General features: G+C 39.6%; 18 protein-coding genes. 4 read left to right on the plus strand and 14 right to left on the minus strand.

Going from position 1 to position 23,925, the window contains the following annotated elements; genetic code table 11:
* Nucleotides 1-19 precede the first annotated feature (19 nt).
* The 4 genes from EL17_RS19875 to EL17_RS19890 all read right to left on the minus strand — a co-directional run bounded on the left by EL17_RS19875 (nucleotide 20) and on the right by EL17_RS19890 (nucleotide 6,676).
* Nucleotides 20-814, minus strand: a complete 795-nt coding sequence (locus EL17_RS19875; protein WP_164675182.1) for a hypothetical protein — start codon at nucleotides 812-814, stop codon at nucleotides 20-22.
* 687 nt (nucleotides 815-1,501) lie between these two features.
* Nucleotides 1,502-2,662, minus strand: a complete 1,161-nt coding sequence (locus EL17_RS19880; RefSeq protein ID WP_035078428.1) for a PepSY-associated TM helix domain-containing protein — start codon at nucleotides 2,660-2,662, stop codon at nucleotides 1,502-1,504.
* 2 nt (nucleotides 2,663-2,664) lie between these two features.
* The gene (locus tag EL17_RS19885) at nucleotides 2,665-5,046 is read right to left on the minus strand and encodes a TonB-dependent receptor (RefSeq protein WP_164675183.1); all 2,382 of its coding nucleotides are present in this window, start codon (nucleotides 5,044-5,046) and stop codon (nucleotides 2,665-2,667) included.
* Between the two features lie 370 nt (nucleotides 5,047-5,416).
* Nucleotides 5,417-6,676: an MFS transporter gene (locus EL17_RS19890; RefSeq protein WP_035078433.1), complete on the minus strand. Its 1,260-nt coding sequence runs from the start codon at nucleotides 6,674-6,676 to the stop codon at nucleotides 5,417-5,419.
* A gap of 228 nt (nucleotides 6,677-6,904) precedes the next feature.
* Here EL17_RS19890 and EL17_RS22855 point away from each other — a divergent pair, with 228 nt between their 5' ends.
* On the plus strand, nucleotides 6,905-7,918 hold the full coding sequence (locus EL17_RS22855) for a glycosyltransferase (RefSeq protein WP_051720214.1): 1,014 nt from the start codon (nucleotides 6,905-6,907) through the stop codon (nucleotides 7,916-7,918).
* Between the two features lie 85 nt (nucleotides 7,919-8,003).
* Here EL17_RS22855 and nhaA read toward each other — a convergent pair whose 3' ends face one another.
* From nhaA to EL17_RS19940, 9 genes are all read right to left on the minus strand, one after another.
* Nucleotides 8,004-9,305: a Na+/H+ antiporter NhaA gene (nhaA, locus tag EL17_RS19900; RefSeq protein ID WP_035078437.1), complete on the minus strand. Its 1,302-nt coding sequence runs from the start codon at nucleotides 9,303-9,305 to the stop codon at nucleotides 8,004-8,006.
* Nucleotides 9,306-9,594: 289 nt separating this feature from the next.
* The gene (locus EL17_RS19905; protein ID WP_205623592.1) at nucleotides 9,595-10,089 is read right to left on the minus strand and encodes an ankyrin repeat domain-containing protein; all 495 of its coding nucleotides are present in this window, start codon (nucleotides 10,087-10,089) and stop codon (nucleotides 9,595-9,597) included.
* Nucleotides 10,090-10,236: 147 nt separating this feature from the next.
* A complete protein-coding gene (locus tag EL17_RS19910) occupies nucleotides 10,237-10,860 on the minus strand; it encodes an HmuY family protein (protein ID WP_035078440.1) in 624 nt (207 codons plus the stop codon).
* A gap of 17 nt (nucleotides 10,861-10,877) precedes the next feature.
* On the minus strand, nucleotides 10,878-13,196 hold the full coding sequence (locus tag EL17_RS19915) for a TonB-dependent receptor plug domain-containing protein (RefSeq protein ID WP_035078688.1): 2,319 nt from the start codon (nucleotides 13,194-13,196) through the stop codon (nucleotides 10,878-10,880).
* 292 nt (nucleotides 13,197-13,488) lie between these two features.
* Nucleotides 13,489-14,532: a hemin-degrading factor gene (locus EL17_RS19920; protein ID WP_035078444.1), complete on the minus strand. Its 1,044-nt coding sequence runs from the start codon at nucleotides 14,530-14,532 to the stop codon at nucleotides 13,489-13,491.
* Nucleotide 14,533: 1 nt separating this feature from the next.
* Nucleotides 14,534-15,289 carry a heme ABC transporter ATP-binding protein gene (locus tag EL17_RS19925; RefSeq protein ID WP_240486037.1) on the minus strand — a complete coding sequence of 252 codons (756 nt, stop codon included), beginning with the start codon at nucleotides 15,287-15,289 and terminating at the stop codon, nucleotides 14,534-14,536.
* A gap of 47 nt (nucleotides 15,290-15,336) precedes the next feature.
* Nucleotides 15,337-16,398: a FecCD family ABC transporter permease gene (locus EL17_RS19930; protein WP_035078450.1), complete on the minus strand. Its 1,062-nt coding sequence runs from the start codon at nucleotides 16,396-16,398 to the stop codon at nucleotides 15,337-15,339.
* A 5-nt stretch (nucleotides 16,399-16,403) separates the two neighbouring features.
* Nucleotides 16,404-17,249: a heme/hemin ABC transporter substrate-binding protein gene (locus EL17_RS19935; RefSeq protein WP_035078452.1), complete on the minus strand. Its 846-nt coding sequence runs from the start codon at nucleotides 17,247-17,249 to the stop codon at nucleotides 16,404-16,406.
* Between the two features lie 439 nt (nucleotides 17,250-17,688).
* Nucleotides 17,689-18,123 carry a DoxX family protein gene (locus tag EL17_RS19940; RefSeq protein WP_051720216.1) on the minus strand — a complete coding sequence of 145 codons (435 nt, stop codon included), beginning with the start codon at nucleotides 18,121-18,123 and terminating at the stop codon, nucleotides 17,689-17,691.
* Between the two features lie 464 nt (nucleotides 18,124-18,587).
* Here EL17_RS19940 and EL17_RS19945 point away from each other — a divergent pair, with 464 nt between their 5' ends.
* The 3 genes from EL17_RS19945 to gap all read left to right on the plus strand — a co-directional run bounded on the left by EL17_RS19945 (nucleotide 18,588) and on the right by gap (nucleotide 22,579).
* Nucleotides 18,588-19,142 (plus strand): gluconate 2-dehydrogenase subunit 3 family protein, encoded by a 555-nt coding sequence (locus tag EL17_RS19945; protein WP_035078455.1) that lies wholly within the window; start codon nucleotides 18,588-18,590, stop codon nucleotides 19,140-19,142.
* Nucleotides 19,135-20,847, plus strand: a complete 1,713-nt coding sequence (locus EL17_RS19950; RefSeq protein WP_035078458.1) for a GMC oxidoreductase — start codon at nucleotides 19,135-19,137, stop codon at nucleotides 20,845-20,847. The genes EL17_RS19945 and EL17_RS19950 overlap by 8 nt, the downstream gene beginning before the upstream one ends.
* Nucleotides 20,848-21,574: 727 nt before the next feature.
* Nucleotides 21,575-22,579, plus strand: coding sequence for a type I glyceraldehyde-3-phosphate dehydrogenase (gap, locus tag EL17_RS19955; RefSeq protein WP_035078461.1), 1,005 nt, complete (start codon nucleotides 21,575-21,577; stop codon nucleotides 22,577-22,579).
* A 111-nt stretch (nucleotides 22,580-22,690) separates the two neighbouring features.
* Here gap and EL17_RS19960 read toward each other — a convergent pair whose 3' ends face one another.
* Nucleotides 22,691-23,656: a phosphoribosyltransferase family protein gene (locus tag EL17_RS19960; protein ID WP_051720218.1), complete on the minus strand. Its 966-nt coding sequence runs from the start codon at nucleotides 23,654-23,656 to the stop codon at nucleotides 22,691-22,693.
* Nucleotides 23,657-23,925 lie beyond the last annotated feature (269 nt).

A 23,925-nucleotide genomic window follows, 5' to 3' on the forward strand; every position in this document is an offset into this window, starting at 1 on the left:
AAGTCTTCTGGAATATATTTTAATGATTCAGCAGAAAACGTTGAAACCTTAATATATCCTGTTGCATCAAAGTGATTTGGGCCCCGAGTTGGTCTAAAAGTTCCGCACGGGTATCGAGCATTTCAGCATCATAGGCCCCTCCGTCGGAAAATAGAACACCAAATTCATCTTCAGGCAGGTCGTGAAATTCATCCCATCTTTCGATCAATTTATCTCTTAACGAAACCTCTTCTAAGCTTGGCGCATTATTAAAATAATACCAAACAGAAGGTGGAAATATGCCTTGTGAATTGTCTTGATCTCGTATCATTTGGAGTACATTCGACTTATGCTCAATGGCCATCTTTTTCTCCAGTCTTAGGATTTTTAATCCCAGCCATACTTCTACTAATCCACCTGTGATGGCTGCTATTTCAATATATTTATCGCTCTCTCCTGCCAGTAATATGGCACCGGATACCACTGAGATAGCAGCACCCGTGATGATCGCAGCCACAGTGAGATTTCTTTCCTTTATACTTACTTTTCTTTCTAAAAAACTTGCCAATTGTTCTGCCTTTTCCTCTTCACAATCCAATCCACTGGTTATGGCGGAAACTTCCAAACTGGCGAGATTTAACTTTTGTAACATTTTTTGTAACAAAAAAAAATCAACATCACCTCTATTTATAGCCTTTCCTGTCATAATTTCCCTTAATTCTTCTTTACCTTCAATGGCAAGGGCTAAAAAATAAATACGTTCATCCAAGTCTGCAGCCCAGTCTTCTTTCTCTATGGATGAATAGGAAAGAGGTTCTTTGTAACTATCATCCAAAATCAACAATTCTAAACATTCAGATTGAAAAGGGAGGTCCGTTTGAATGAACTTTGGGGCAGACACACAGCCCGAAATTAAACATACAGTGATAAGCAAATTAATTAACTTTATTTTTACCATAAAAAGCTATTTGAAATACTGGAGAAAAATCAAAATCTTATCCTATCGATTAATCTTATTTAAAATTAAACAACTTAACCTAAACTACATAAAATGGAAGCATAATACAGAACGTATATGACCTATATCATCGCTATAATATCTAATCCTTGAAGACTATTTAATTTAACACCCTGGTACAAATTACTTTAGTAGATGCATATTTGAGGGTGATTAAGATATAAGTATAATGTGGATTGAATGCCAGAGGATTTTAAAAAAGATCATCTATCTATCGTACCTGACGCATTGTCACTAGGATAGAGCAGGGCTACATTGGCTGTTTCAGCATCCCTCTCCTTTTCTTTTTTCTAATGGTCACCTGAGCGTAAAAAGATGATATGCCTGACAGGGTAAAAAAATGGGCATGGTTATATATTTATAAATAAGAGTAGGCGTAATTTCCAGATAATCACTACTAATCTTAAAGAAAAGACTTGAATGATAGGGATATTTAATGTTGGCTTGAAGTCCACTCTTGAAAATAATACCTCATTATTTGACTTATTATAAGTCAGTAGATGGTTAAACTTTTACCATTTTCTCTTTATCATATATGTTTCTAGATTTCTTTTTCTTCTTGTTGTTCCTTCCATACCATAGCAGAACGCCAGTGACAGGCATGGAGGCTATAGTCAAACTGAGCAAAAATGCCAGAATTTTACCAGGCATTCCCAATATGGCCCCCACATGTATGTCATAATTCATCCGCAAAAACATCTCTGCGCTCGAAGATTGTTCCAGCTTATTCCAAAAATGATCAACATCCAGCTCTTCCATGGTATATTGATCAAAATACCGATAATCAACCTTCCAATATGTATCGGCTTCAGGGTTAGCATTGGCCGCTATAGCGCTGTGTTCATATTCGGGAGGATGGACTTCTATCCATTCCGCATCGGGGTATTCGTCCAGCATTTTATAAAATACCTGATCTATAGCAGGCATATTCAATAATGAAACCGATGAATGATCAGATGCTGGCGTATAATAGTCTACATAATCTTCCCCACCAGAAGCAATCATGTAGAAGCCATTTCTGAACCAGTCAAAACCATATATCAGCCCCGTAAAAACAAGCACGATCGCCAGCCACGAAGCATAAAATCCTATCACACTATGCAGATCATAATTTTTCCGCCTCCAGGATCCATTCCATTTAATTGTAAATTTTGCCCTCTTACCAGCGCTGTTTTTAGGCCACCAAAGGACAATACCAGAAATGAGCAATACAAAAAACACCAAAGTAGCAGACGCTACTATAGGACGGCCTATAGCTTCAGGTAACCATAGATAATTGTGCCCGTCAAAAATAAACCTAAAGAAAGTAGCATACTCATCTTTTACTTTCAGCACCTCGCCAGAATAAGGATTGACATATACCATATCATAATAATGGTCTTCATAACTAAAATAGATGGAATGGGCAGACTTCCCTTTCAGATTGTACATCACCGCATGTAGGTGCTTGCCAGGAAGTTCCTGATCAGTGATTTTCTGGATTTCAGATGGGGCCAAAAAAGCTTTGTCCTGGGTTTCTGTAAATCTGTATGGCTGTGTCAACTCCTGTATTTCTACCTGAAATACATAAATACATCCTGTGAGAGCTATGATAAACACCAAAAGACCAGAAATTAATCCCAGCCAAAGGTGCAGTATGCCGATTGTTTTTTTGAAAGTTTTCAATTCTAAAACTGATAATTTAAACTTAAAGCTACATTTCGAAGATTCTGAGGGTTAATACTGGACCATCCTGTAAAATACATTTGGTTGGTCAGGTTGTTACCTCTTAAGATAATTAGATATTGGTTCCCTTTATAGGATATTGTACCGTTGAAAACCTGATATGCAGGTAGGACGAATGATCCAATATTTGATCGGTGTAAAGTTTTATGCTCACTGGCACTGTTGCCGCCTAGCCCGAATCCCAAACCTTTTAATCTGCCCGTTTGGATAGTATAGCTGCCCCAAAAATTAATAAGTCTTTCTGGACCTGCTTCCTCAGGACGCAGTCCTAAATAACCACTTTCAGCATTGTCTTTTACAACCTCGCTTTCGTTATTGCTAAAACCGGCAATGATATTCAATCCATCAATCGGATTGGCGATCAAGCTAATTTCAACCCCCCGGCTCAACACTTCTGCTCCTTGGATCATATTGTTGATGTTTTCAGGATCAGCCATTACCCTATTGGTCACTAAAATATTATAATAACTTGCAGTAGCGGAAATTCGGTTCTGGTAAAGATTGGTTTTGATTCCAAATTCATACTGATTGGCATATTCCGGTTCGAAAATTTTGATCCTGGCATTAGACCCATCCAGATCAGTAACCTCCGTAGGTTCTACATTTGAAAAACCGTTCATATAATTGGCAAACATCGATACTTTATCCCTAATAGGCTGGTATACCAATCCGAATTTTGGCGAAACAGAAGTCTGCGTAAAAGTATCCTCTGCTGATCCATAGGCGGTTCTACCTTTAAACCTATCCACCCTTACACTGGCCATGGCAGAAAGATAGGGGGTGAAGTTGATCACATCTGAAGCATATGCACTTAGGATTTCACTCGCTGCATTTGAATTTCCTTCAAATGAATCTATTAATAGGTTATTTACACCTGCCTGAGTCAGCAAGCCCGTATCTTCTCCAGTAGCCATGGACACCACTCCATTCCCTACCCATCCAGTACTGCTGTTTAGTATATCGGATTTAAAGTAATCCACACCTATGAGCATACGGTTTCTAAGTGTCCCTATTTTGAAATCCCCTATAAAATTTTGTTGGATATCCGTGGTATTGGTTTCACCGTTCCTTTTAGAGATAAAACGTCCGAAAGTATCTCCATCACCACTATCCCAGAGGTAATGGTAGTACCCATTACTTTTGGCATTGCTTCGGGACAATACCGTCTGGGAAGTCCACGAAGTGGATATTTTGTATAAAGCCTGCGCCTGCATGCCAAAAGTAGGGTTTCGAATACTCAGTTCGTTACTGGTAAATGCATTACGGTAATTGGATTTAAAGACAGCAATATCATCAAATGAGAGTGGTACATTTCTGTTAAGAAACACCATTGGTGCATTGGCTGATTCCCTTGAAAGAAATTCCGTATTTACTATGAATGTCAGTCTATCACTGGCTTTGTGGATAAAGGATGGAGCAAAAAACAATGACCTTCTGTAGCCGGCATCCTGAAACGAATTTTCGGTATGATAGGAAGTATTGACCCGGGCAAAGGTATTATCACTGACTGGGACATTGACATCGGCAGTTACCCGATTTAAACCATTGCTGCCATTTATGAAGCCTATCTCACCTCCTAATGTTTCAAATGGCCTCTTAGTGGTGATATTAATCAAACCGCCATAGGAAATCATAGGGCTTCCAAACAAAGTACCAGAGGGGCCTTTGATCACATCAATTTGCTCTATATTAGAAGGATCAAGTCCACCATTGTTTACACTAGGCATACCGTTTACCATAGAAGGCTGGACTGAGAACCCCCTCATGGAATAAAACTCTGCACCGTCCCCTCCTCTTCCGGTTGATTCCCATAATCTGGTGATGCCGGTAGCATTTCTCAATCCTTCGCTTAAGCTGGTAGCTACCTGATCTCTCAAAACTGCTTTAGGAACCGCATTATATATTTGAGGATTTTCAAGATCCCTCAAGGGCAACTTGGAAACTATAAATACGCTGTCACGATAAAACTGGTTTATTTTATTATCAGAAACAGTAAATTCATCCAGTTCACCTGTACTTTCGCTTAAGGTGAAGTTTATTTGAAGATTTTCACCTGCTGCAAGGTTTACCACCTTCTCCTGACGAACAGATCCTATCTTGGATGCAAATAAGATGTATGTTCCCGGAGAAAGATTAAAAATAATAAAGGCCCCCTTATCATCTGTAACCGTACCCGTATTAGATCCTTTTATGCCTATGTTCGCATATGCTACTGATGACCCATCAGTAGTGGTGACTATGCCCGATATACTTCCTGTCTGCGCAAAAGCCGACCAAAGGAACATTTCCATGATTATGGTTAAAGCAGTAAATCTTATCTTCATATGATTTTGTATTATTAAAAAACAAAGCTACTATTAAGATCAATTCTAAACAAAACTATTTAGAATTAATCTAAAAAAAATTTATAGTAAGATAAGAACCTGCATGGGGATACCCTTTCCCCAAAACCATAATTTAACAATAGTGCTTTATACGCCCTATTTAAATTATTTTTATCGTGCTTTAATTAATTCTAGGTGCTATAAAAATAATCCAAAAAATATCCCTGAAAAACTAAAGCCCACGCTTTTACAGTAGCAACTAGATCTAGCTCAGTCATTTTAATCTATAAGAATATAATCGTAATGAATGCTTGTTACCTTATGATCATATTTTAACTTTTAAGCCTTATCCCTACCTCTAAAATGGATCTTATTTAATATTTTTTCTATGTCTAAACCTATACTTCCACTTGGAGATCGTATAGGCTGGAATAGCCTTGAATGATTGTATAATAATGATAATCAGGATTACCATACTGGATATAAATACCGTATCAAATCCCCATCCTGCATCTAATATAACACCGTAAAGTGCCGGTCCTACGGCGGAACTTAGCACCATGATAGAAGTAAAAAGACTTCTTACTGTACCAATGTAAGTCTGCCCAAAAAACTCCACCTGCAAAGCCGCCATAGTGGCATTACCAAAACCTGTGGATAACCCCATCAGTACCATATAGAGGAAAATACCCCACTGACTGTCTACAAGGTATATCACCAATAAAGCACCCAAAAAAGGTAATAGATAAAAGGGAAAGAAAGTTTTGGCATTAAAACGATCTATCAGAGGACCGGCAGTCAAAATACTAAATGTACTGGCTATGGCATATGCGGTAAGCCCCAATGCTATATACTCTATCCCCCAACCTTTGTAGGCTATGATGCTGAACTGGTAGAAGAACAATCCAGTGATGGCAAAAGGTACAAAAAACACATTAGGGGCCAATAACCAAAATGGTTTGGAACGCAAAATATCACGCTGCCGCACCTTGGTAGCAGGACGATCAACCCCTCCCCCGTTTTCCACTTTTACTTCAGATTCAGTTTGTAAGTGTTTTGGTTTAATGGCAAATATGGTGAATACCGTAACGATTAATCCTACCAATGCGGCATTCAGCCATAGAGATTCACGCCATCCAATCTGAGCTATTACCAATAAGGTGAGGGCCGGTAAAATCGCTTGGCCCAAAGGATGCCCCAAAGAAGCGATACTGATGGCTTTTCCCCTGTTCTCTACAAAATACCTGGACATGGTAGTAATCGCAATATGTGAATATAATCCCTGGCCCGCGAGTCGCAATCCAAAGAAAGCAATGGGAAGATACCACCAGGATCTGGAGAAGCTAAAAAAAACCAGTGCTGATAAAAATATGCCTGTAGTCATCAATGTGAAATTTTTAAGAGGAACTGTATCTATGTATTTTCCGAGTTTTGGTAGAATAAGAGCACTTGCTATTGTGGCTATTCCATATAATGAACTTATCAAACTATTGGTAATGGCAAACTCTTCTATCAAATAAGGAATGTACAGGGACAATAAGAACGTCTGACCGAAACTCGAAAGAGTGGTCATCATGGCCCCAAAAAAACTCATTGTCTTATTCCTACGGATAAACTGTATGTAATTCACGGATACTGCTGTATAAAAATTGAAAAGAAAAGGGTTATTTCAGGGAATTGCAAAGCTAAGGAATCTATTTTCTACTGCATAGACTACGGGAAATATATAAGATTTATTATCTTCAAAAACTCCAAAAATGTACCTAATCAATAGAAATGGCACGGGATTGGACTAAGCAGATATTAATTGTAAAATTAAGACTGCGACCGCATTTCCAATAAGAGCACGAAACCTTTTATGAATAAGCCCTCAATAAAACTAAGCATAATAGTACCTGTATACAATTTAGAAAAATATATTGACTCCTGTTTGAAATCTTTAATACACATCCCTTTATCACCAGATCTATATGAAATACTGGTAATAGATGATGGCTCAAGAGATAGATCTGTACATAAAATAGAAGCCTTATGCAGCTCATATAAACATATACAACTGATCAAACAGCAAAATATTGGGGTAGGAGCAGCGAGGAACCGTGGATTGGAGGCAGCAAAAGGGGAATACATCTGGCTGGTAGACGGGGATGATTTAGTTTATAGTGAAGCAGTGCTACCTGCGCTTGAGGAGGCCATTGCCCATAATGTGGATGCATTGGGATTCCAATTTACCGCAGTAGATGAAGAAGGAATTGCCGCGAGATGGGTTGATTTCAAACTTGATTTTGGAGGCCAAAAGACTCTAAATGGCCCTGAATTTTATTTGCTTAATTATGCTAAAAGTTATCTTTGGCTATATTTATTTAAAAGAGACGTATTTATAAGAGGTAACCTTAAATATCATGAATCTATCAAAATGCAGGATGGAGAGCTGATGCCAAAGATCTTTATGAACTGTGAGTCTGTAAGATCCTATGACCAACCTCTTATCAAATACCGATTCAGGCCCACTTCTGCTGTAAATGATGTAAATGAAATCCACAGAGCTTTTTTCTATAAATCTATGGTAGTCGTAGCAAAAAGTCTCAAAGATTTACAAGATCAACTCGAAAGCGGAAGCACTATGCACAAAGCCATCAAGTTAAAACAGTCTCAGATGAATCAAATGCTATTTACTAACTTGGTCTCCAATAAGTACAGTGACGAAATTAATTTGCAGTTTATCTCCATGCTAAAAGAAAATGGCTTATTGCCATTTAAGCCCATTTCCGGATTTACTCCTAAAATGAACTTTAAATACAATGTATTCCGTAAATTGGTTAATATCAGCCCACAAAAAGGGCGAAACATTTATCAAAAGCTTCTGATGTAAGTCATTTCCATTTATCGATATGGGCAGGCTGGAAAGAAGAAATGGGTGGAGATCCTATCCACCCACTCATAAGCCTTGGTAATAATCAGGCTCTTTTTAATAGATAGACTCCTAAAGTTCCTGAAAATAGGGATGCGAGTAATATTCCATACTTCGACTGGTCAACAAGATTGGCATCTTCAAAAGCCAAAGCCGTAATGAATATTGACATGGTAAAGCCAACCCCCGCCAAACTGGCTATGCCGGCGACATGCTTCCAGTTCATATTTTTGGGAAGAGTGGCCCATTTCATTTTGACCAATATCCATGTAAACGATATAACACCTACCAATTTGCCCGCTGTCAATCCAAAAAATACTCCAATACTTATCGGGTTGATCAATTCAGCAAAGAAATTATTACCTAACTCCACACCCGCATTGGATAGGGCAAATAAGGGAATGACCACAAAGGTTACAATAGGATGCAATGCTCCTTCTATTTTTTGAAGGGGGGTCTGCGCATCCCGTGATATCACCTTTATCTTTTCGATGATCTGATGCTGTTTTTGGGTCATCAGTGGCCCCTTTATAGGGATCTGCCGATTAAACTTATAAATCAGATGACTGATATACCTGGAATATAGGCTTTCATTTACCCGGGTACGGGCCGGGATAGCAAATGCTACCAATACACCTGCTATGGTGGCATGCACACCTGAAAGCAGAAACGCAAGCCAAACTCCCCCTATGCCGATTATCGCATAAAAGATAGTATTCCTTATGCCTATAAGATTGGCCCCTACTAAAATGCTCAATAGAGCAAGCCCGCTAAAAAGACTGAAATAGGATAATTCTGAACTATAGAAAAAAGCAATCACCAAGACCGCACCGAGGTCATCGACGGTGGCCAATGCAACTAAAAACACCTTTGCGGTAAGCGGGACCCTTTTACCAGCCAGGGTCATAAGAGATAAAGCAAAAACAATATCTGTGGCCATAGGTATGCCCCATCCAGACACGGAGGTCTCCCCTTGGTTGATTGATATGTATATCAAAGCTGGAAATACCATTCCTCCCAATGCGGCTGCCATCGGCAATACCGCCTTTTGCGGTGTAGATAATTCTCCTGCTATGATTTCTCTCTTTAACTCTAAGCCTACTACAAAAAAGAACATGGCCATCAGTCCGTCATTTACCCAATGGTGGAGGGAATATGAAAGAATACTGTTTTCAAACCCTATACTGAAATAGGTATGCCAAAGGTAGTGGTAGGAATCCCGCCAGGGAGAATTGGCCCAAACCAGTGCCACTACTACAGCAATAAATAAAGCAATGCCTCCAGAGTTGTCATAATGTATAAATTTATTTATCGGCCTGATCGTTTTGTCCAACAGATTTTTCTTCATAGCAGATTTATAGGGATGTCTCTTTACAAAATTAATGGATTAGGGAAGCTTAACGGGTAACTTTAAATATATATCAACATGACATTTGTCATGGGTTGGCAAAAGTTGACCGATAAAAGCTTAAATTATGAAGATAAGTATTATGCCGAAATTAAAAAAATCGTCGGTAAGGGAGAACCTTGAATTTAAAGAATAAAGAGAATAAAATAGTTCTTTTTAACACAAAAACATGAACTTAAGAAAGAAAGCACAGATCGCTATGCTTTCTTTCAATACAAGCCATCTTTTATTATCTTAACAAATCGGCTATATCCTTTAGGCCTTGATTCTGGGCGTGCTCATAAGCGTTTAAACCCTTGGCATCCCTAATGGTTTTATCAGCACCATGTTGGATCAATAGCTCAACTATTTCATATTGGGCAAAGGTTGCTGCATATATCAGCGCAGTAGCGCCACTGAAATTCTGACTGTTCAATTCTGCTCCCGATTCTATCAACATCTCTGCTATCTCAGGATTACCCTTAAAACTTACACCCATCAAAGCCGTATTCCCAGCTACATCTCTCGCATTGATATCTATACCTGCCTCCACCAAAAAACTGGATATATCCCCTTGGTCATTATAAGCTGCTAAAATGAGCGGTGGAAAGCCTTTGGGATCCTTACTATTGAGCAATTCGGGGTTTCCCTCTATAGTATGCTTTAGCTCTTCAAGCTCTCCTTTACGTATTAATTCAAAAATATCCATATAAACCGTTTCTTTTAAAATCCCAAATAGCATCATTTTGTTATAATTTGAAATATTTTTTTTAAATATTTCAAATTGGTTCTGCTTCCGGTGCTTTTTTGTAGGTCAACTTTCTACTTTGGCCAAAAATTTCTATAGGTAAAATTTAAATAGGCCTGCCGGCACACCGGAGGCCTTATTTAATTAAAATGATTTACTACCATCAGGTTGCAAGATATATTGAAAGGTGTAATATGATCCGGGGGTAGTCATGGCATTCACTTCAGAAATAGGTGGGTTGTCTTTGTAATAGCTCAAAATTTCTACCTTAGCATATTTTCCTCCATTGGTTTTCACCAGTAGGATCCTTCCAGGTACAGGACTTATAATATGTGAACTGGAATTATAATTATACCAGCCATTACCACTACCGGTAGGAATGGCAAACTCACTTTGGGAATCAGATCTGAAATCCAATCCAGTGGGCACCTCCCTGGTTTCTTCAAACGTCCCTTGCATCATAGCAGCCGAAGCATTCCCAGGTCCGCTTACGCCACTGTTTACGATGATGGTTGTACCTTTAAATCCGATATCCCAGTTCTGATCTGCATTATTTACTTCAGTATTGGTTTCCAAACTGTAATATCGGAATGGATTTTCCTGCTCCACCTGACCAGTAGTTCTATTGATGACATCTCCTGGAGCATGTATGTTTTCGACGACTACTGCGTCTAGTTGTACCACAGGGTCATTATCTTTTTGTTTTTCACAACTGATCGTTAAAGCTAATAAAGACATTAAAGAAAGTAATTGAATCTGTTTTTTCATTTTTATTTTTGATTAAATTATTGGTGAATTAAATTATATACTGGAAGCCTAAGTCCTACATACAAGGATCTACCTGGATTGGTAGGATCATGGATGTTTAGGCTATTTGTCAAGTTAAAACCGCCTACTTCGACCGTTATACCATTGGTAAATGATCTTTGGAGGTTCAAATTCCATTGCGTAATACCGGGAGCATACTCTGAGGGATCATCTAAAATCAGATTGCCATTGCGATCTCCAAACCCAAAGGGCCCTCTATAAATACCCCGTAGCGATACATCAATTTGGGAAACGGATTCGTGGTAGTTCACTTTGAAATTGCCACTGTGCCTGCTCCTGTTAAACAGTCCTCCATAATCACTACGGGTCACCCTGACTGTCCTGTTCTGATCATTTCTTTTAAATATTTCTCCATTACTTATTTTTTTCAATACATCCTCGTCTTTAGCATCCAGATACATATATCCCACTGCTAACCTTAAATCTGAAGTAATCCGAAAATTGAGATCTAATTCGATTCCTTGGGTTACCACATTGGCTATATTGAAATAGGAAAATGCATTTTGTCCAGAAGTGAGCCTTGCCACTGGTGCAGTTTCTATCAGGTTACTGATGTCATTCCTGAAAAAATTTCCTTGCACCATTATACTGGCTACTGGTTGCCAGCGAAAACCTGTGTTGATGGCAATGGATTTCTCAGCCTCTAAAGCTCCGAAGTTGGATGGATCTATCAGTATCTGCTGGACTAACCCCAGCTGCTGAAGTCTTTCCACCCCTTCATTTACCAGATTTGAACCAAATACGTAATAGCCAATGCCAGCATTATTGAAGTTCAGCAAAAGCTGACGGAAATCCGGTGCTTTAAATCCAGCACCAACAGATGTCTGCCAACTGAATTTATCAGATAGCCTGTACATACCGGAAAGTTTGGGACTCAATCTCCCTCCAAACTGGCTATGAAGATCTCCCCTTAGCCCACCTACCATGCTCCATTTATCGGTAGGTTCCCATTGATATTGGAAAAATAGATAACCTGCATCAAATCTGTTTTCGGCTTCATATCTCGTTGCCTCTACCGTTTCCATGAAATGACCTGCCCCTAGAGTAATCAAGTTTTGCTCATTAAGAGAAAAGTCTCCCTGAAATTCAGTGCGGTGATAAAACTGCCGAAAATCCTCCGAATCCAGCACACTATAATCCTCCTGAAATCGGCTTAGCATGTCTGTAGAGAATACAGATGACATTCCCCTGAGGGTAAAACGCATATTTTCAGAGGGTTTAAAGGACAAGGTAGGATTGATATTCAGCTCCTGCTTATTGCCTAACATATCCACAGGTTTGAGGTTTGCATTTTCCATTACCCCCATGACATTTTCAGAGGCTTCTTTATAGTACCGACCAAATATTTTCAAATCCCATTTTTCAGTAAGCTTCCGCTCTACTTTTAGCTGCCCCGTTTGCGCATTGAATCCGGGCCCTGTTTGTCCAAGCACATCCGGTGTCAAATCAAATCCGGCAGTGGTGAAGTGGTTGAAATATCCGGATAGGTTCCATCCATTTTGGTTCAGTCCCATTTCTGCGCTTAGATCTAGGGTCTGAAAAGACCTATATCTTGATTCCAGATTGAGTGTTTTAGGAGCAAGATTTTTTTTGGTGATGATATTGATTACCCCGGCCATAGCCTCACTTCCATAGATGGCGCTGGAGGGGCCCTTTAAAATTTCAATTTTTTCAATATTAGATACTGAAAGCCTATCGAGATCAAAAGTTCCCCCTGTCCTTCCTATGAGTGGTTCTCCGTCTAATAATATCAGTATATAATCCGATGACATGCCCTGCATTTGTATGCCTGCACCATGGTCGGAGACAATTTGAAGTCCGGTCTGCTCCCTTAGCACTTCAGATAGCCGCATTCCTCCCGTTTCTCTGATCTGCTTTTGGTTGATGACCGTTACAGGCATGGGAAGATCTTCTACGCTCCTATCGGTGCGGGTAGCAGACACCACTACTTCCCCCAAGTTTCCAATCTTCTCTATCAAGATTACAATAGCCTGCTTTTGATAAGTAAACTTTACTGTCTCAAAACCCATGGCTTTGATTTCCAGCTCTTCATTACCTTCATAGAAATCCGGCATGAATACCATTCCTTCTGCATTCGCATTAGCATAAAAGTTATCCGGACCTTTTACTATGGCGTGCAGTATAGGCCTACCTTTAGTATCTTTTACCATAAGCACATTTTGGTCATTTTGCAAAGCCGTAAGGGGATATGGATAAAGGAGTAAATAGCAAAGCAGAGCAACTAGCAGATAAACAGGATAACCAAATCTTTTCATCTGGTTATAATTTGTCTCTATAGGCCATAACTTATCCCGTGACGCAGGAAACGGGATGGAAACTCGCATGTTTATAATCATCCCAGTGTGTGAAGTTTGCTTCATGACTCGAATTCATCAGATTAAATTTAGTTTTTAAAAGCCATAACTTTTCCCGTACCCAAAGTCGGGATGAAAATGATCTTAACTTCTTACCACGTGTCTATAGTGCAGCTGGGAAGGCCATGAAAGCGACCCATTGCGCCATTTGAAAGTGGAGAAAGTTTCCTGAATTTTTATAGATGGGATCGCTTTAAAGTGTATCTACCAGTGATTTCCATTTTTGATTCTGGGGCAATCCTGGCTTCCGAAGCCCAAAAAACTGGGTTATCATTTCTCCGTTTGCATCAAATAATTCCAAAGCAGAAACTATCCCATCTACGGTATTTTTGTGCACCACCCATGCGGTGTCTATGATATTTTCATTCAGGTGCATATTGAACTCCGGGTCCAGCACATTAAGCCAATCCCCCATTTGCCGTATGGTTTTCACTTTACCCTGATGGATCTGGATATTCCCTTTGTTTCCCGTAAAGATCATGATCGGAAGTTCTTCGGCAGCAGCTACCTCCAGGATTCTTCTTGCCGTGTGTCGGTCCACCTGATAGGCCCATTTATCATCCACGAGCTTTAGTGCGGTAAGTCGGTGTACCTTGAATTTCTTCAACATCCCAAAAAAGTCATGGGTATCCTTCATGTTTTCCCAATCATGCTGAAATACCTGACGGTCGATTTGATCTGAATAAGTTGGTGGAAGAAATTCTTCTATTTTCAAGGTACCCTCCTGATGCTCAGATTTAAAGGTATCCACAAAATAGTTGAATGCTTCAAGATCACTGCTTTCCTGCAGGAAAATCTTCAAAACGGCATCTCCTCCTTTATCAAAATACTGCACACTACGCATCACCCCTCTAGGGCTATCCTGTACCACAGCAAAGCCAAATTTCCATGAACTGAAAAAAACACGTTGCTCAATTGGGCCGATTACGGTAGCTACTTGGTTGGGTTTATCGCCATGGATACTGATTTTCTGCAAAGTCCCTTTGTGCTCCAGGACACATCCTTCATTTCTGGTGAGGGACATGACCTTCCCAAATGCTTTCATAGATAAAAACATGTCAGAAAATTTATCGCTCAGAACTGTAACATTTTGTCCTACCTGAGTAGCTAAGAGTTCTGCTTCCGAAACTCCCAGCTTTTTAGCTGCATCTCTTATCCTTATTTTAGGTTCGTCAAGTTTTATGGCTTCCCATGCAGCTGAAAGCCTAGTGGTTGAATTATTGAATGTCGTTTCCATTTTACGCTGATTTTATAGTTTGTTGAAAATTAGTATGTACCGGCTGTGGGGCTATCAGAGGCTTACCGGTTACCGGATGACGGAGTACCTCTATGGGATAATCGAAAGTTTGAAATAGGTTTTCAGCAGTAAGTACTTCATCTTTGACTCCATTGGCAATGACTTTACCCTCTTTTAAGAGAATTAAGCTATCTGCATAAAGTGCTGCTAGGTTAAGATCATGTAAAATCACCAATATGCCAATGTTTCTTTTTTTAAGACCTAGAAGCAAATGCAGCAGCTGGTGCTGTTGGGAAATATCCATACTGGAGGTAGGCTCATCCAGAAGCAGATACCTTGGATAAGGTTTTTCTTCCCAGATTTGTACCAAAGCGCGGGAAAACTGTACCCTTTGCTTTTCACCGCCTGAAAGATTACCATATAACTGGTTTTTTAGGTGCCAGGTATTGGTCTGAAGCATTACCTCTTGGATGCTGTAGGTTGGGTTATGGTTATTTATATTCATTAAACCCATTTCTACTACCTCTTTGGCAAAAAAAGGAAAACTTAACTGGCTACTCTGCGGCATCACAGACCTTACCATGGCCAGATGTGCTGCATTATATTGCTGAAGATTTCTCCCATTGTATGCCACCGCTCCTAATTTACATGTGGCCTCACCGCTAAGGATCTTGAAAAGACTGGATTTACCGGCCCCGTTGGGGCCTAACACTACTTTAAGCTCCCCTACATTTAGCTGGAGATATATGTTTTCCAAAACCCGTCTATTTTTAATCCAGAAATTAATATTATCTGCCTTTATCATTAGCTTCTCAGTTTCTTCACATTAATAATTAACCAGATGAAAAACGGTGCACCTATGATAGCCGTAATGATCCCAATAGGCATCTCAGCTGGCATGATAATCATCCTGGCTATAAGGTCGGACAGGGATAATAGAATCGCTCCCATCAGGAAACTGGCCGGAAGGACTATTTTATGATCAGAGCCGATGGTTAATCGGATAAGGTGTGGCACGATTAATCCCACAAATCCTATCGCCCCTGTCACGGACACTCCCGTGCCTACTATCAATGCACTTAATACCAAAACATATATTTTCAGCCTTTGCACATTGATCCCCATATGATAAGCTTCCGCTTCACCGATGGCGATGCCATTTAAACCTTTATGCTGTTTGCCCAATAAAAGGCAGGCAATTCCTATAATAGGAAGGGCAATATGTACTTTGCTCCATGTAGTACCCCCCACATCTCCCATGCTCCAAAAAGTAAAACTTCGAAGTGCCGCATCATCGGCATAGAAAAGCGAAAGTCCAATCAGGGCACCAGCCAACGCATTCAGGGCTACCCCAGCCAGAATCAACAAAGATATATCAGTCTTTCCTCCAGCCTGAGACAACCTGTAAACCAGCATAGTCACTGCCAAACCACCAACAAATGCTGCCATAGGCAGAGTAAATGCGCCCATTAGGTTTGGTAGCCATGGAAAAGAGGCTCCGAAGACAAACAGGCAAACAGCTGCCAGAGCAGCACCAGAACTTACCCCAATAAGCCCCGGTTCCACCAGGGGATTTCGAAATAGGCCCTGTAGGGCAGCTCCTGCTATCCCAAGTCCTCCTCCTACCATAAGGGCCATTAATAATCTTGGTAATCTGATATGGAGCAGGACGTTTTTTTGAATAGAGGTGGCTCCTGTATCTGCCCCAAAATGGCTCGATAATATCTTCAGTACATCCACTGAGGGGATGGTGTAAGCTCCCGATTGAAGTGAAAACAATACCACTATAAACAAAAGGACCCCCAAGCCTATCAAAACATAGTTTTTTCTGTTCGACAACTTTTTTTCCTGAAGCAAAAGTGCCATGAAATTTAATGTTTTAGGGCCTGTAAATCCAGTGCAGCTTTACCTACCCTCGGGCCGAATCCAGATAAGTAATGACCATCAAAAGCGTGGATATTATTATTTATATAAGCTTTTGTTTGTTGGATACCATTGATTTTAGATAGCCCACCTTTACCGCCCAATGACTGTAGTCCCGATTCAAAAAGGATGATATGGTCAGGATCATATTGTATCAATGCTTCTGGCGTAAGGGGTATAAAGTCTTTAAAACCTCTGGCTGCAGGTTCAAGTCCTGCTACTTCAAACAGGGCACTGGCAAAGGTTTCTTCACCGGCCAGAAATACTGTTTCCGGACCTCTGGCCATTATGAATACAGCAGTATTTTTTGTAGTGGTAGCATTTGCTTTAAGCTTTGCGAGATCCCCTTCCATCTGGGAGATCAGTCCCGCTGCCTTTTCTTCTTCCTGAAAAAGCTTACCCAAATCCATAATTAGGTCTTTACTCTCTTGAACTGTCACTGGTTTTTTAAATACATATACTGGCAGACCACTGGCTTGAAGTTGCGAAAGAACCTCAGCAGATAAATACCCCTCTTCCATCAGAACAGCATCAGGTCCCAGTGCGAATATCCCTTCTGCTTTGATCTGGTTTCTATAACCGATGGAGGGAAGCTGCTGCAAGCTGGCTGGAAAAGTGCTGGTGATATCTGTAGCGATTATCCTATTTCCATACCCCAGTTCATAGATTATTTCGGAAATGGTACCCCCAGCAGTGATCAAATTGTCATAAGTAGCAGGACCTTCTTTATTCTCCTTTGTACTACAGGAATGCAGGATCACTACGGTAAAAATTATGGATAGAAACCTTATCATTATTTAGATTGAATTTAAATTATATGCAAATCTATCTCTATTTAGATTAAATCCAAATTAATATTAATTGATTTTACCTATAGAATTTTATAATCAATATAGATTTCTATATTAGTATCAGTCTGTATATGAATTATTTATAAGAAAAATATTAATAGAGAAGCATTTACAATTTAAACGAAAGCCTTATGTGGACTGGGTACCTTAGTATTAAAATAAATCGTACGGTCTGCACAAAAAATAAATCAAGCTAGCATCTAGCATGAGGAAAAACCTAACGCACCAAGTGATTATAAACGTGAGAGATTCCCACACGACTTAAGTTCAGGACAAGTTATGACCATTAAAACAGATGAATATATCTGTAGGGTTCATAGCAAACGTATCTTCACCAAAAAAAAAGGTACATGCTGATATAATACACAGCAGTTTTCTATCATTATCTCTTCCTATTTTGAAGTATAAGGTCAGCTGACCAAGCTCCCCCACCTTTGATCAATAAGAAAATACTCCCAAGAAGCATTGACCAGTCTGTTCTACTACCGTGGAGCATTTCCCAGAATCCTTCTTGGGCCAATACTTCCATCTTAGTAGAGCCTATAGCCACGAGCATGATGATGATAAGCGGTAAAGCCGCCAATCTGGTATATATTCCTAAAAGAACCATGACCCCGCAGATTATTTCAAAACCTCCCACAAAAATGCCTAAGAACTCCGGCTCTGGCAAACCTATTTTTTCAAACCTTCCAGCTCCTCTGATATCTGGGAAAAGAAACTTTTGGACCCCTTCAGAAAGGAAAACAGCTCCCACCATTAAACGGATGAGAATAGTAGTACGGGAATGATCAGTTTTTAAGATTTTACGGAAAATCATTTTCAAAAATATTTGCTTCAGCCAAATTTAATAAAACATTATTAAAACTAACTATCCTATAAAATGGTAAAAGTGATTTTACCGCTCCCCACCAATAACCTATGAATATGGATTCTCTGAAACACATGTTTGCAAGGCGGCTCTCTCATATCGAAAATTTGGCACTTAAAAGCATTCCTTTATGATAGCAGACCATCAGGGGCAAGGTGATCATTATACCGCAAGTTCAAATTGGCGCACTGGTAGTCAGATTTTTGATAACCTATAAATATTTATTTGATAAACTTATTTTACCTCATTTTTTGTTATTGGACTTGTTATTAAATCAATAGAAAATTATATCAAATGTCCATTGATGGTATTCATCTTTTACAAAAGATTATCCTAGTACTATAACTGTTAGGATATTTCTCTAAAACGTTTTACCTTTTGGCTATAAATATAATTTCCCAAATAATCCAAGCATGAACCGAAGAGAAGCCCTCCGAAATTTGGCTATCATCACCGGAGGAATAATACTTGTACCGTCCTGTAATTTCAGCCAAGAAGAAGTCCTTGTCGCCTACGACAACCTTTCGATTAAGCCTTCCCAGGCTGAATTACTGGCATCCATAGCCGATACGATTATCCCTGCCACTGACACCAAAGGAGCTGCTGACATATCTGTACAGGATTTTATCCTGGTGATGGTCAATGACTGTATGGAACAAGATGCACAGGAAACTTTTACCCAAGGGCTGAACGATTTTGAATCTTTTAGTAAAAATGCTGGGGGGAAAGCATTTCTAAAACAGGAACGGGGAACCAGAGAGCGTGTAATCACGCAGGGCATGTCATTGGAGGATGAGGATAATCTCCATATCTCCGAGTTTCTGCAGATAACCAAGCGAATGACCATACAGGGATTCATGGCTTCCGAATATATGATGACAGAAGTCCGCCCCTATTCGCTTATCCCAGGTACCTATAACGGGGAGGTTCTCATTTCCAATATTGATAAAGAAAGTATTAATGGCTAATTTAAATATAAAAAGCAAACAAGAACGTACATTTGAGGCTATAGTCATCGGCTCTGGTATCAGCGGCGGCTGGGCAGCCAAGGAACTTTGTGATAAAGGCGTAAAAACTTTGGTACTCGAAAGAGGCAAAGATGTACAGCATATCAAAGATTATCCCACTACCAATCTTCTCCCCTTTGAATTTGATCACAGGGGACAAATGCCTTTGAATGATCAAAAAGAAAATCCAATAGCCAATCGGTGCTATGCGTACAGGGAAGATGCCGCCCATTTTTTTGTGAAGGACAAAGAGCATCCTTATGTACAGGATAGTCCATTCGACTGGATACGTGGCTATCAGGTAGGTGGTAAATCCCTGCTGTGGGCCCGTCAGGTCCAGCGGATTTCAGATCTTGATTTTGAAGGTCCGGCAAGAGATGGTTTTGCTGTGGACTGGCCCATCAGGTATAAGGATCTGGCACCATGGTACAGCCATGTGGAAAAATTTGCCGGCATATCCGGTAATAAAGATGGCCTTCCTGAACTTCCAGACGGGGAATTTTTGCCAGCCTATGATTTAAACATCGTAGAAAAATATTTTAAAGAACAGCTAAAGAAAAACTATGGCAATGACCGCCATATGATCGTGGCCAGATGTGCTCATATCTCTGGAAATGCAGAGCGCTTCCAGGAGCAGGGACGTGCTCAATGTCAGAATAGAAATTTATGTCAGCGAGGCTGCCCTTTCGGAGGTTACTTCAGCTCAAATTCTTCCACCCTCCCTTGGGCGGCAAGGACAGGTAATCTGACCATGCGCCCTGATGCTGTGGTTCATTCTATCATTTATGATGAAGAAAAAGGCAAAGCTACAGGCGTAAAAATCATCGATGCCCATACCCAGGAAATGGAGGAGTTTTACGCTGAAGTTATTTTTGTCAACGCTGCAGCACTGAACACTAACCTGATTTTGTTAAACTCCACTTCCGGCCGGTTTCCTGATGGTCTTGGCAATGATAACGGTTTGATGGGAAAATATGTCGCTTTTCACAATTATAGAGCTGGCATCACAGCAGATTATGAAGGACACCTCGACTATACCACTACAGGAGGAAGACCTACTACTGGCTACTTTCCCCGTTTCAGAAATCTTTATAAGCAGGAAACTGATTTTCTCAGAGGATATGCAGCTGGATTTACGGCAAACAGGCAACCATATTCCGATCAGAGAGGCATTGGGGCTGCATTGAAAGAAAGCCTTCTAAACCCCGATCAATACGGACCGTGGAGAATAGGTTCCCATATGATGGGCGAGACCATACCAAAAGAAAGCAGCTATGTAGCACTGGATACCAAAGAAAAGGACAAGTGGGGAATGCCATTGCTCCGTATCAAGATGGATTATGATGAAAATGATGAGAAAATGATCCACGACTATCATGAGCAGATGACTGAAATGTTTGAAAAAGCCGGCTTTAAGAATATCAAAACCCGCGATGACCACCGGGCACCTGGTCTGGATATACACGAAATGGGCGGCGTCAGAATGGGGCATGATCCCAAGACATCATTACTAAACAAGCATAACCAGTTACATGCAGTAAAAAATGTGTATGTGACTGATGGTGCCTGTATGACCTCCACTGCTACCCAAAACCCCTCATTGACTTATATGGCTTTGGCCGCCAGAGCGGTAGATCATGCAGTAAAAGATAGAAAAATGAGCTGAGATACTTGTAATTGTCATGAATATGGTCTGCCTAACCGATAAATTCAGGATCCATTCTTTATATGGAAATATAATGTCAGATATAGTCCGGCCGTAAATTGAGAGGGATATTAGTAGTGCGATGATTCCCAATACATTAGGTGATAATAAACCTTTAAAAACTTCCTACCACCCTTTCAATCCAAAATATAGTGTATTTTCATTTTGGAAAATATAGTTGCCATACCCAGAATGTTTTAAGCCTTTAGTAATTTTATAATAAGAAGGTTTAAAACATTCTAAGGCAGCAATAGTACTAAGGATAGGGTGTATTTGTTCCTACTTTTATAGAGATAATATGATATCATGGGGTACTTCCAGGCAGACCAGCATATATCATCCTGCTGATCTTATAGCCAAAAAAACAAATAAGGCCTTACCCTACTTTATACTAGTAGGCGCTTCCGTAAATTAATTTTACAAAGGCATTAATACTCACCAATTAAACCGATTATTGCTTTCATTTACGGTCCTATTTTGATAATATTGTATAAGTAAATGTTGTAAATTTATGTAGCTCTCAAATGTCAATATAAACCAAATTTTTTCCTAATCATCACTCACTCCCCTATTCATTATTATATTCCAGGAAACAGACGGGTGATCAAATTAGGTAGAAATATGTATAAGATGAGATTTTAAACAAACCTATTATCACCTATAATTCACAAAAAAATAACTAAAAATTATGAGCAAAGCAAAAGTAGGAATCAACGGATTCGGAAGGATAGGCCGACTGGTATTCAGAGCCGCCCAAGAAAGAGACGATATACAGATCGTAGGCATAAATGACCTGGTAGATGTAGACTACATGGCATATATGCTAAAATATGATTCTACACATGGACAGTTTAAAGGAGAAGTAGAAGTAAAAGATGGTCAGTTGGTAGTCAATGGAAATGCCATTCGAGTAACTTCAGAAAAAAACCCTGCTGACCTAAAGTGGGGTGATATAGGAGCAGAATATATAGTAGAATCAACTGGCCTTTTCCTTACAAAGGACAGTGCTAAAGGTCACATAGAAGCTGGTGCCAAAAAAGTGATCATGTCGGCCCCTTCTAAAGATGATACTCCAATGTTTGTAATGGGTGTAAACGAAGAGACCTATACCACAGATATGGATTTTGTATCCAATGCATCCTGTACCACTAACTGTTTAGCCCCATTGGCAAAAGTAGTACATGAAGCTTGGGGTATAGAAGAAGGCCTTATGACTACCGTGCATGCTACTACTGCTACCCAAAAAACAGTAGATGGACCATCTGCCAAAGACTGGAGAGGTGGCAGAGGCGCAGGACAAAACATCATCCCGTCCTCTACAGGAGCTGCCAAGGCAGTAGGAAAGGTAATACCTGACCTTAACGGCAAACTTACCGGTATGGCATTCAGAGTACCCACTCCTAATGTCTCTGTAGTAGATCTTACTGTAAGGTTAAAAAACCCTGCAAGCTATGAGGAAATCTGTGCCAAAATGAAAGAAATGTCAGAAGGTCCCCTTAAAGGTATATTAGGTTATACAGAAGATCAGGTGGTATCTAATGACTTCATAGGAGATTCCAGAACATCTATATTTGATGCCGGTGCGGGTATTCAGTTGAGCGATACTTTTGTCAAACTGGTAGCCTGGTATGACAATGAGTGGGGCTATTCTTGTAAAGTAGTAGATCTTGTGAGCTATATAGCTAAAAAATAATCCAAATGCCCAGAGTCATCCTCTGGGCATTTTTTATGATGTTCAAAAAAATGCCCCTGTCTTTAAGGCATTATAAATAATAGCCAGGCCTGAATTTAATAGGGTATAAAATTAACCTGCCAGTTTACTGGTGAGCATTTTTATAAATAATTTATACCTGATTTTGAAATCCATATAATGTTTGGGGAAAAATTTATGATCATAAAGCACTTGATCTAAAATTCCCGGTGTATACATCCTGTTGTTTCCTACACAATATACAGGTTTTGAAGTCACTTTACAGATCTGTTTAGCCTCTTCTGGATCGCTTTCAAAGAATATTCCTGCATCCGCCTCTTTATAATATTTAACTTTGATCTTATAACTAGATTTTGATCTTATGCTTTTATCTTTTCCTGAAGAAGGAGACATGATCAGCTGCTCATATTTTATACCGTTAATACGTAACCATTCTTCTGTTTCTGCTCTGTATTTTTCTTTCCTACAGGTGATGATGGTCTTGATTCTATGATTAGGTACTATATATGTATTGGCCGTACGTATATATTCCAGATATCGATTATCTGTGGATTTTTGATCTTCAGTAGGCACTTGGCACAGAATCCCTTCCATCTCCATATAAGAATCACCTAACATAGGATGATGGAAAATGTTCCATTCGAATACCCGCGGATTGGAGACATACTGTAAGGCAATATCTATTTCACTATGATTAGGCTTAGAACTATAAATGGCCAAAAAAGTAGATTTCTTTAATAGTTCTGGTGGAAAAGTTTGTTTCAACTTGTTAAGCGACCTGCCTGTAGAGATACTATCGTCTACCACCAGAACTTTGGTAGCTTCCCAGGGATATTCCATTGGGTTGGACACTTTTCTGGTATCTCCATGGAGCAGTTTATCATTTTTTATATAAGCCTGAACTGTGGTACAATTTAAATTTAAAGACAACGCGATCATATAGGCAGGAATCATACCGCTTCTTGGAATACCTACAACGAGATCAAACTTTTCTTTTTTCAAAAGGTGGAGGTTGTCTCTTATATCACTGCTTATATCTACATATCTTTTATAATTCATGCTAATAAAAATCAATCTACATGGGGTAATTAAATAAAAATTAAAGCTAATTATTTTTATATTTTGTTGGGTGTTCATAAAATCCACACCCTATTTATATTAATTTAATATAAGACGTTTACTATCAGCCTGCTATAGGTCATTTTATCTTACAGCACCAGAAATGTACTCATTTTTATTTTATATGACAAAAAAACCATTAAAATCAAAGAATATTATTTTGTTCAGCTTCTAGATGTAGATCCATAGGGATAAATAGATGTCCTTCT

It is taken from the genome of Anditalea andensis (assembly GCF_000714815.1).
Taxonomy (GTDB): domain Bacteria; phylum Bacteroidota; class Bacteroidia; order Cytophagales; family Cyclobacteriaceae; genus Anditalea; species Anditalea andensis.

Excerpts from the sequence above, each read along its gene's own strand:
- EL17_RS19930 (WP_035078450.1), bottom strand. The coding sequence starts at position 16,398 with ATGGCACTTTTGCTTCAGGAAAAAAAGTTGTCGAACAGAAAAAACTAT.
- EL17_RS19940 (WP_051720216.1), bottom strand. The coding sequence starts at position 18,123 with ATGATTTTCCGTAAAATCTTAAAAACTGATCATTCCCGTACTACTATT.
- EL17_RS19935 (WP_035078452.1), bottom strand. The coding sequence starts at position 17,249 with ATGATAAGGTTTCTATCCATAATTTTTACCGTAGTGATCCTGCATTCC.
- EL17_RS19920 (WP_035078444.1), bottom strand. The coding sequence starts at position 14,532 with ATGGAAACGACATTCAATAATTCAACCACTAGGCTTTCAGCTGCATGG.
- EL17_RS19960 (WP_051720218.1), bottom strand. The coding sequence starts at position 23,656 with ATGAATTATAAAAGATATGTAGATATAAGCAGTGATATAAGAGACAAC.
- EL17_RS19950 (WP_035078458.1), top strand. The coding sequence starts at position 19,135 with ATGGCTAATTTAAATATAAAAAGCAAACAAGAACGTACATTTGAGGCT.
- nhaA (WP_035078437.1), bottom strand. The coding sequence starts at position 9,305 with ATGAAGAAAAATCTGTTGGACAAAACGATCAGGCCGATAAATAAATTT.
- EL17_RS19910 (WP_035078440.1), bottom strand. The coding sequence starts at position 10,860 with ATGAAAAAACAGATTCAATTACTTTCTTTAATGTCTTTATTAGCTTTA.
- EL17_RS19915 (WP_035078688.1), bottom strand. The coding sequence starts at position 13,196 with ATGAAAAGATTTGGTTATCCTGTTTATCTGCTAGTTGCTCTGCTTTGC.
- EL17_RS19905 (WP_205623592.1), bottom strand. The coding sequence starts at position 10,089 with ATGATGCTATTTGGGATTTTAAAAGAAACGGTTTATATGGATATTTTT.
- EL17_RS19885 (WP_164675183.1), bottom strand. The coding sequence starts at position 5,046 with ATGAAGATAAGATTTACTGCTTTAACCATAATCATGGAAATGTTCCTT.
- EL17_RS19945 (WP_035078455.1), top strand. The coding sequence starts at position 18,588 with ATGAACCGAAGAGAAGCCCTCCGAAATTTGGCTATCATCACCGGAGGA.
- gap (WP_035078461.1), top strand. The coding sequence starts at position 21,575 with ATGAGCAAAGCAAAAGTAGGAATCAACGGATTCGGAAGGATAGGCCGA.
- EL17_RS22855 (WP_051720214.1), top strand. The coding sequence starts at position 6,905 with ATGAATAAGCCCTCAATAAAACTAAGCATAATAGTACCTGTATACAAT.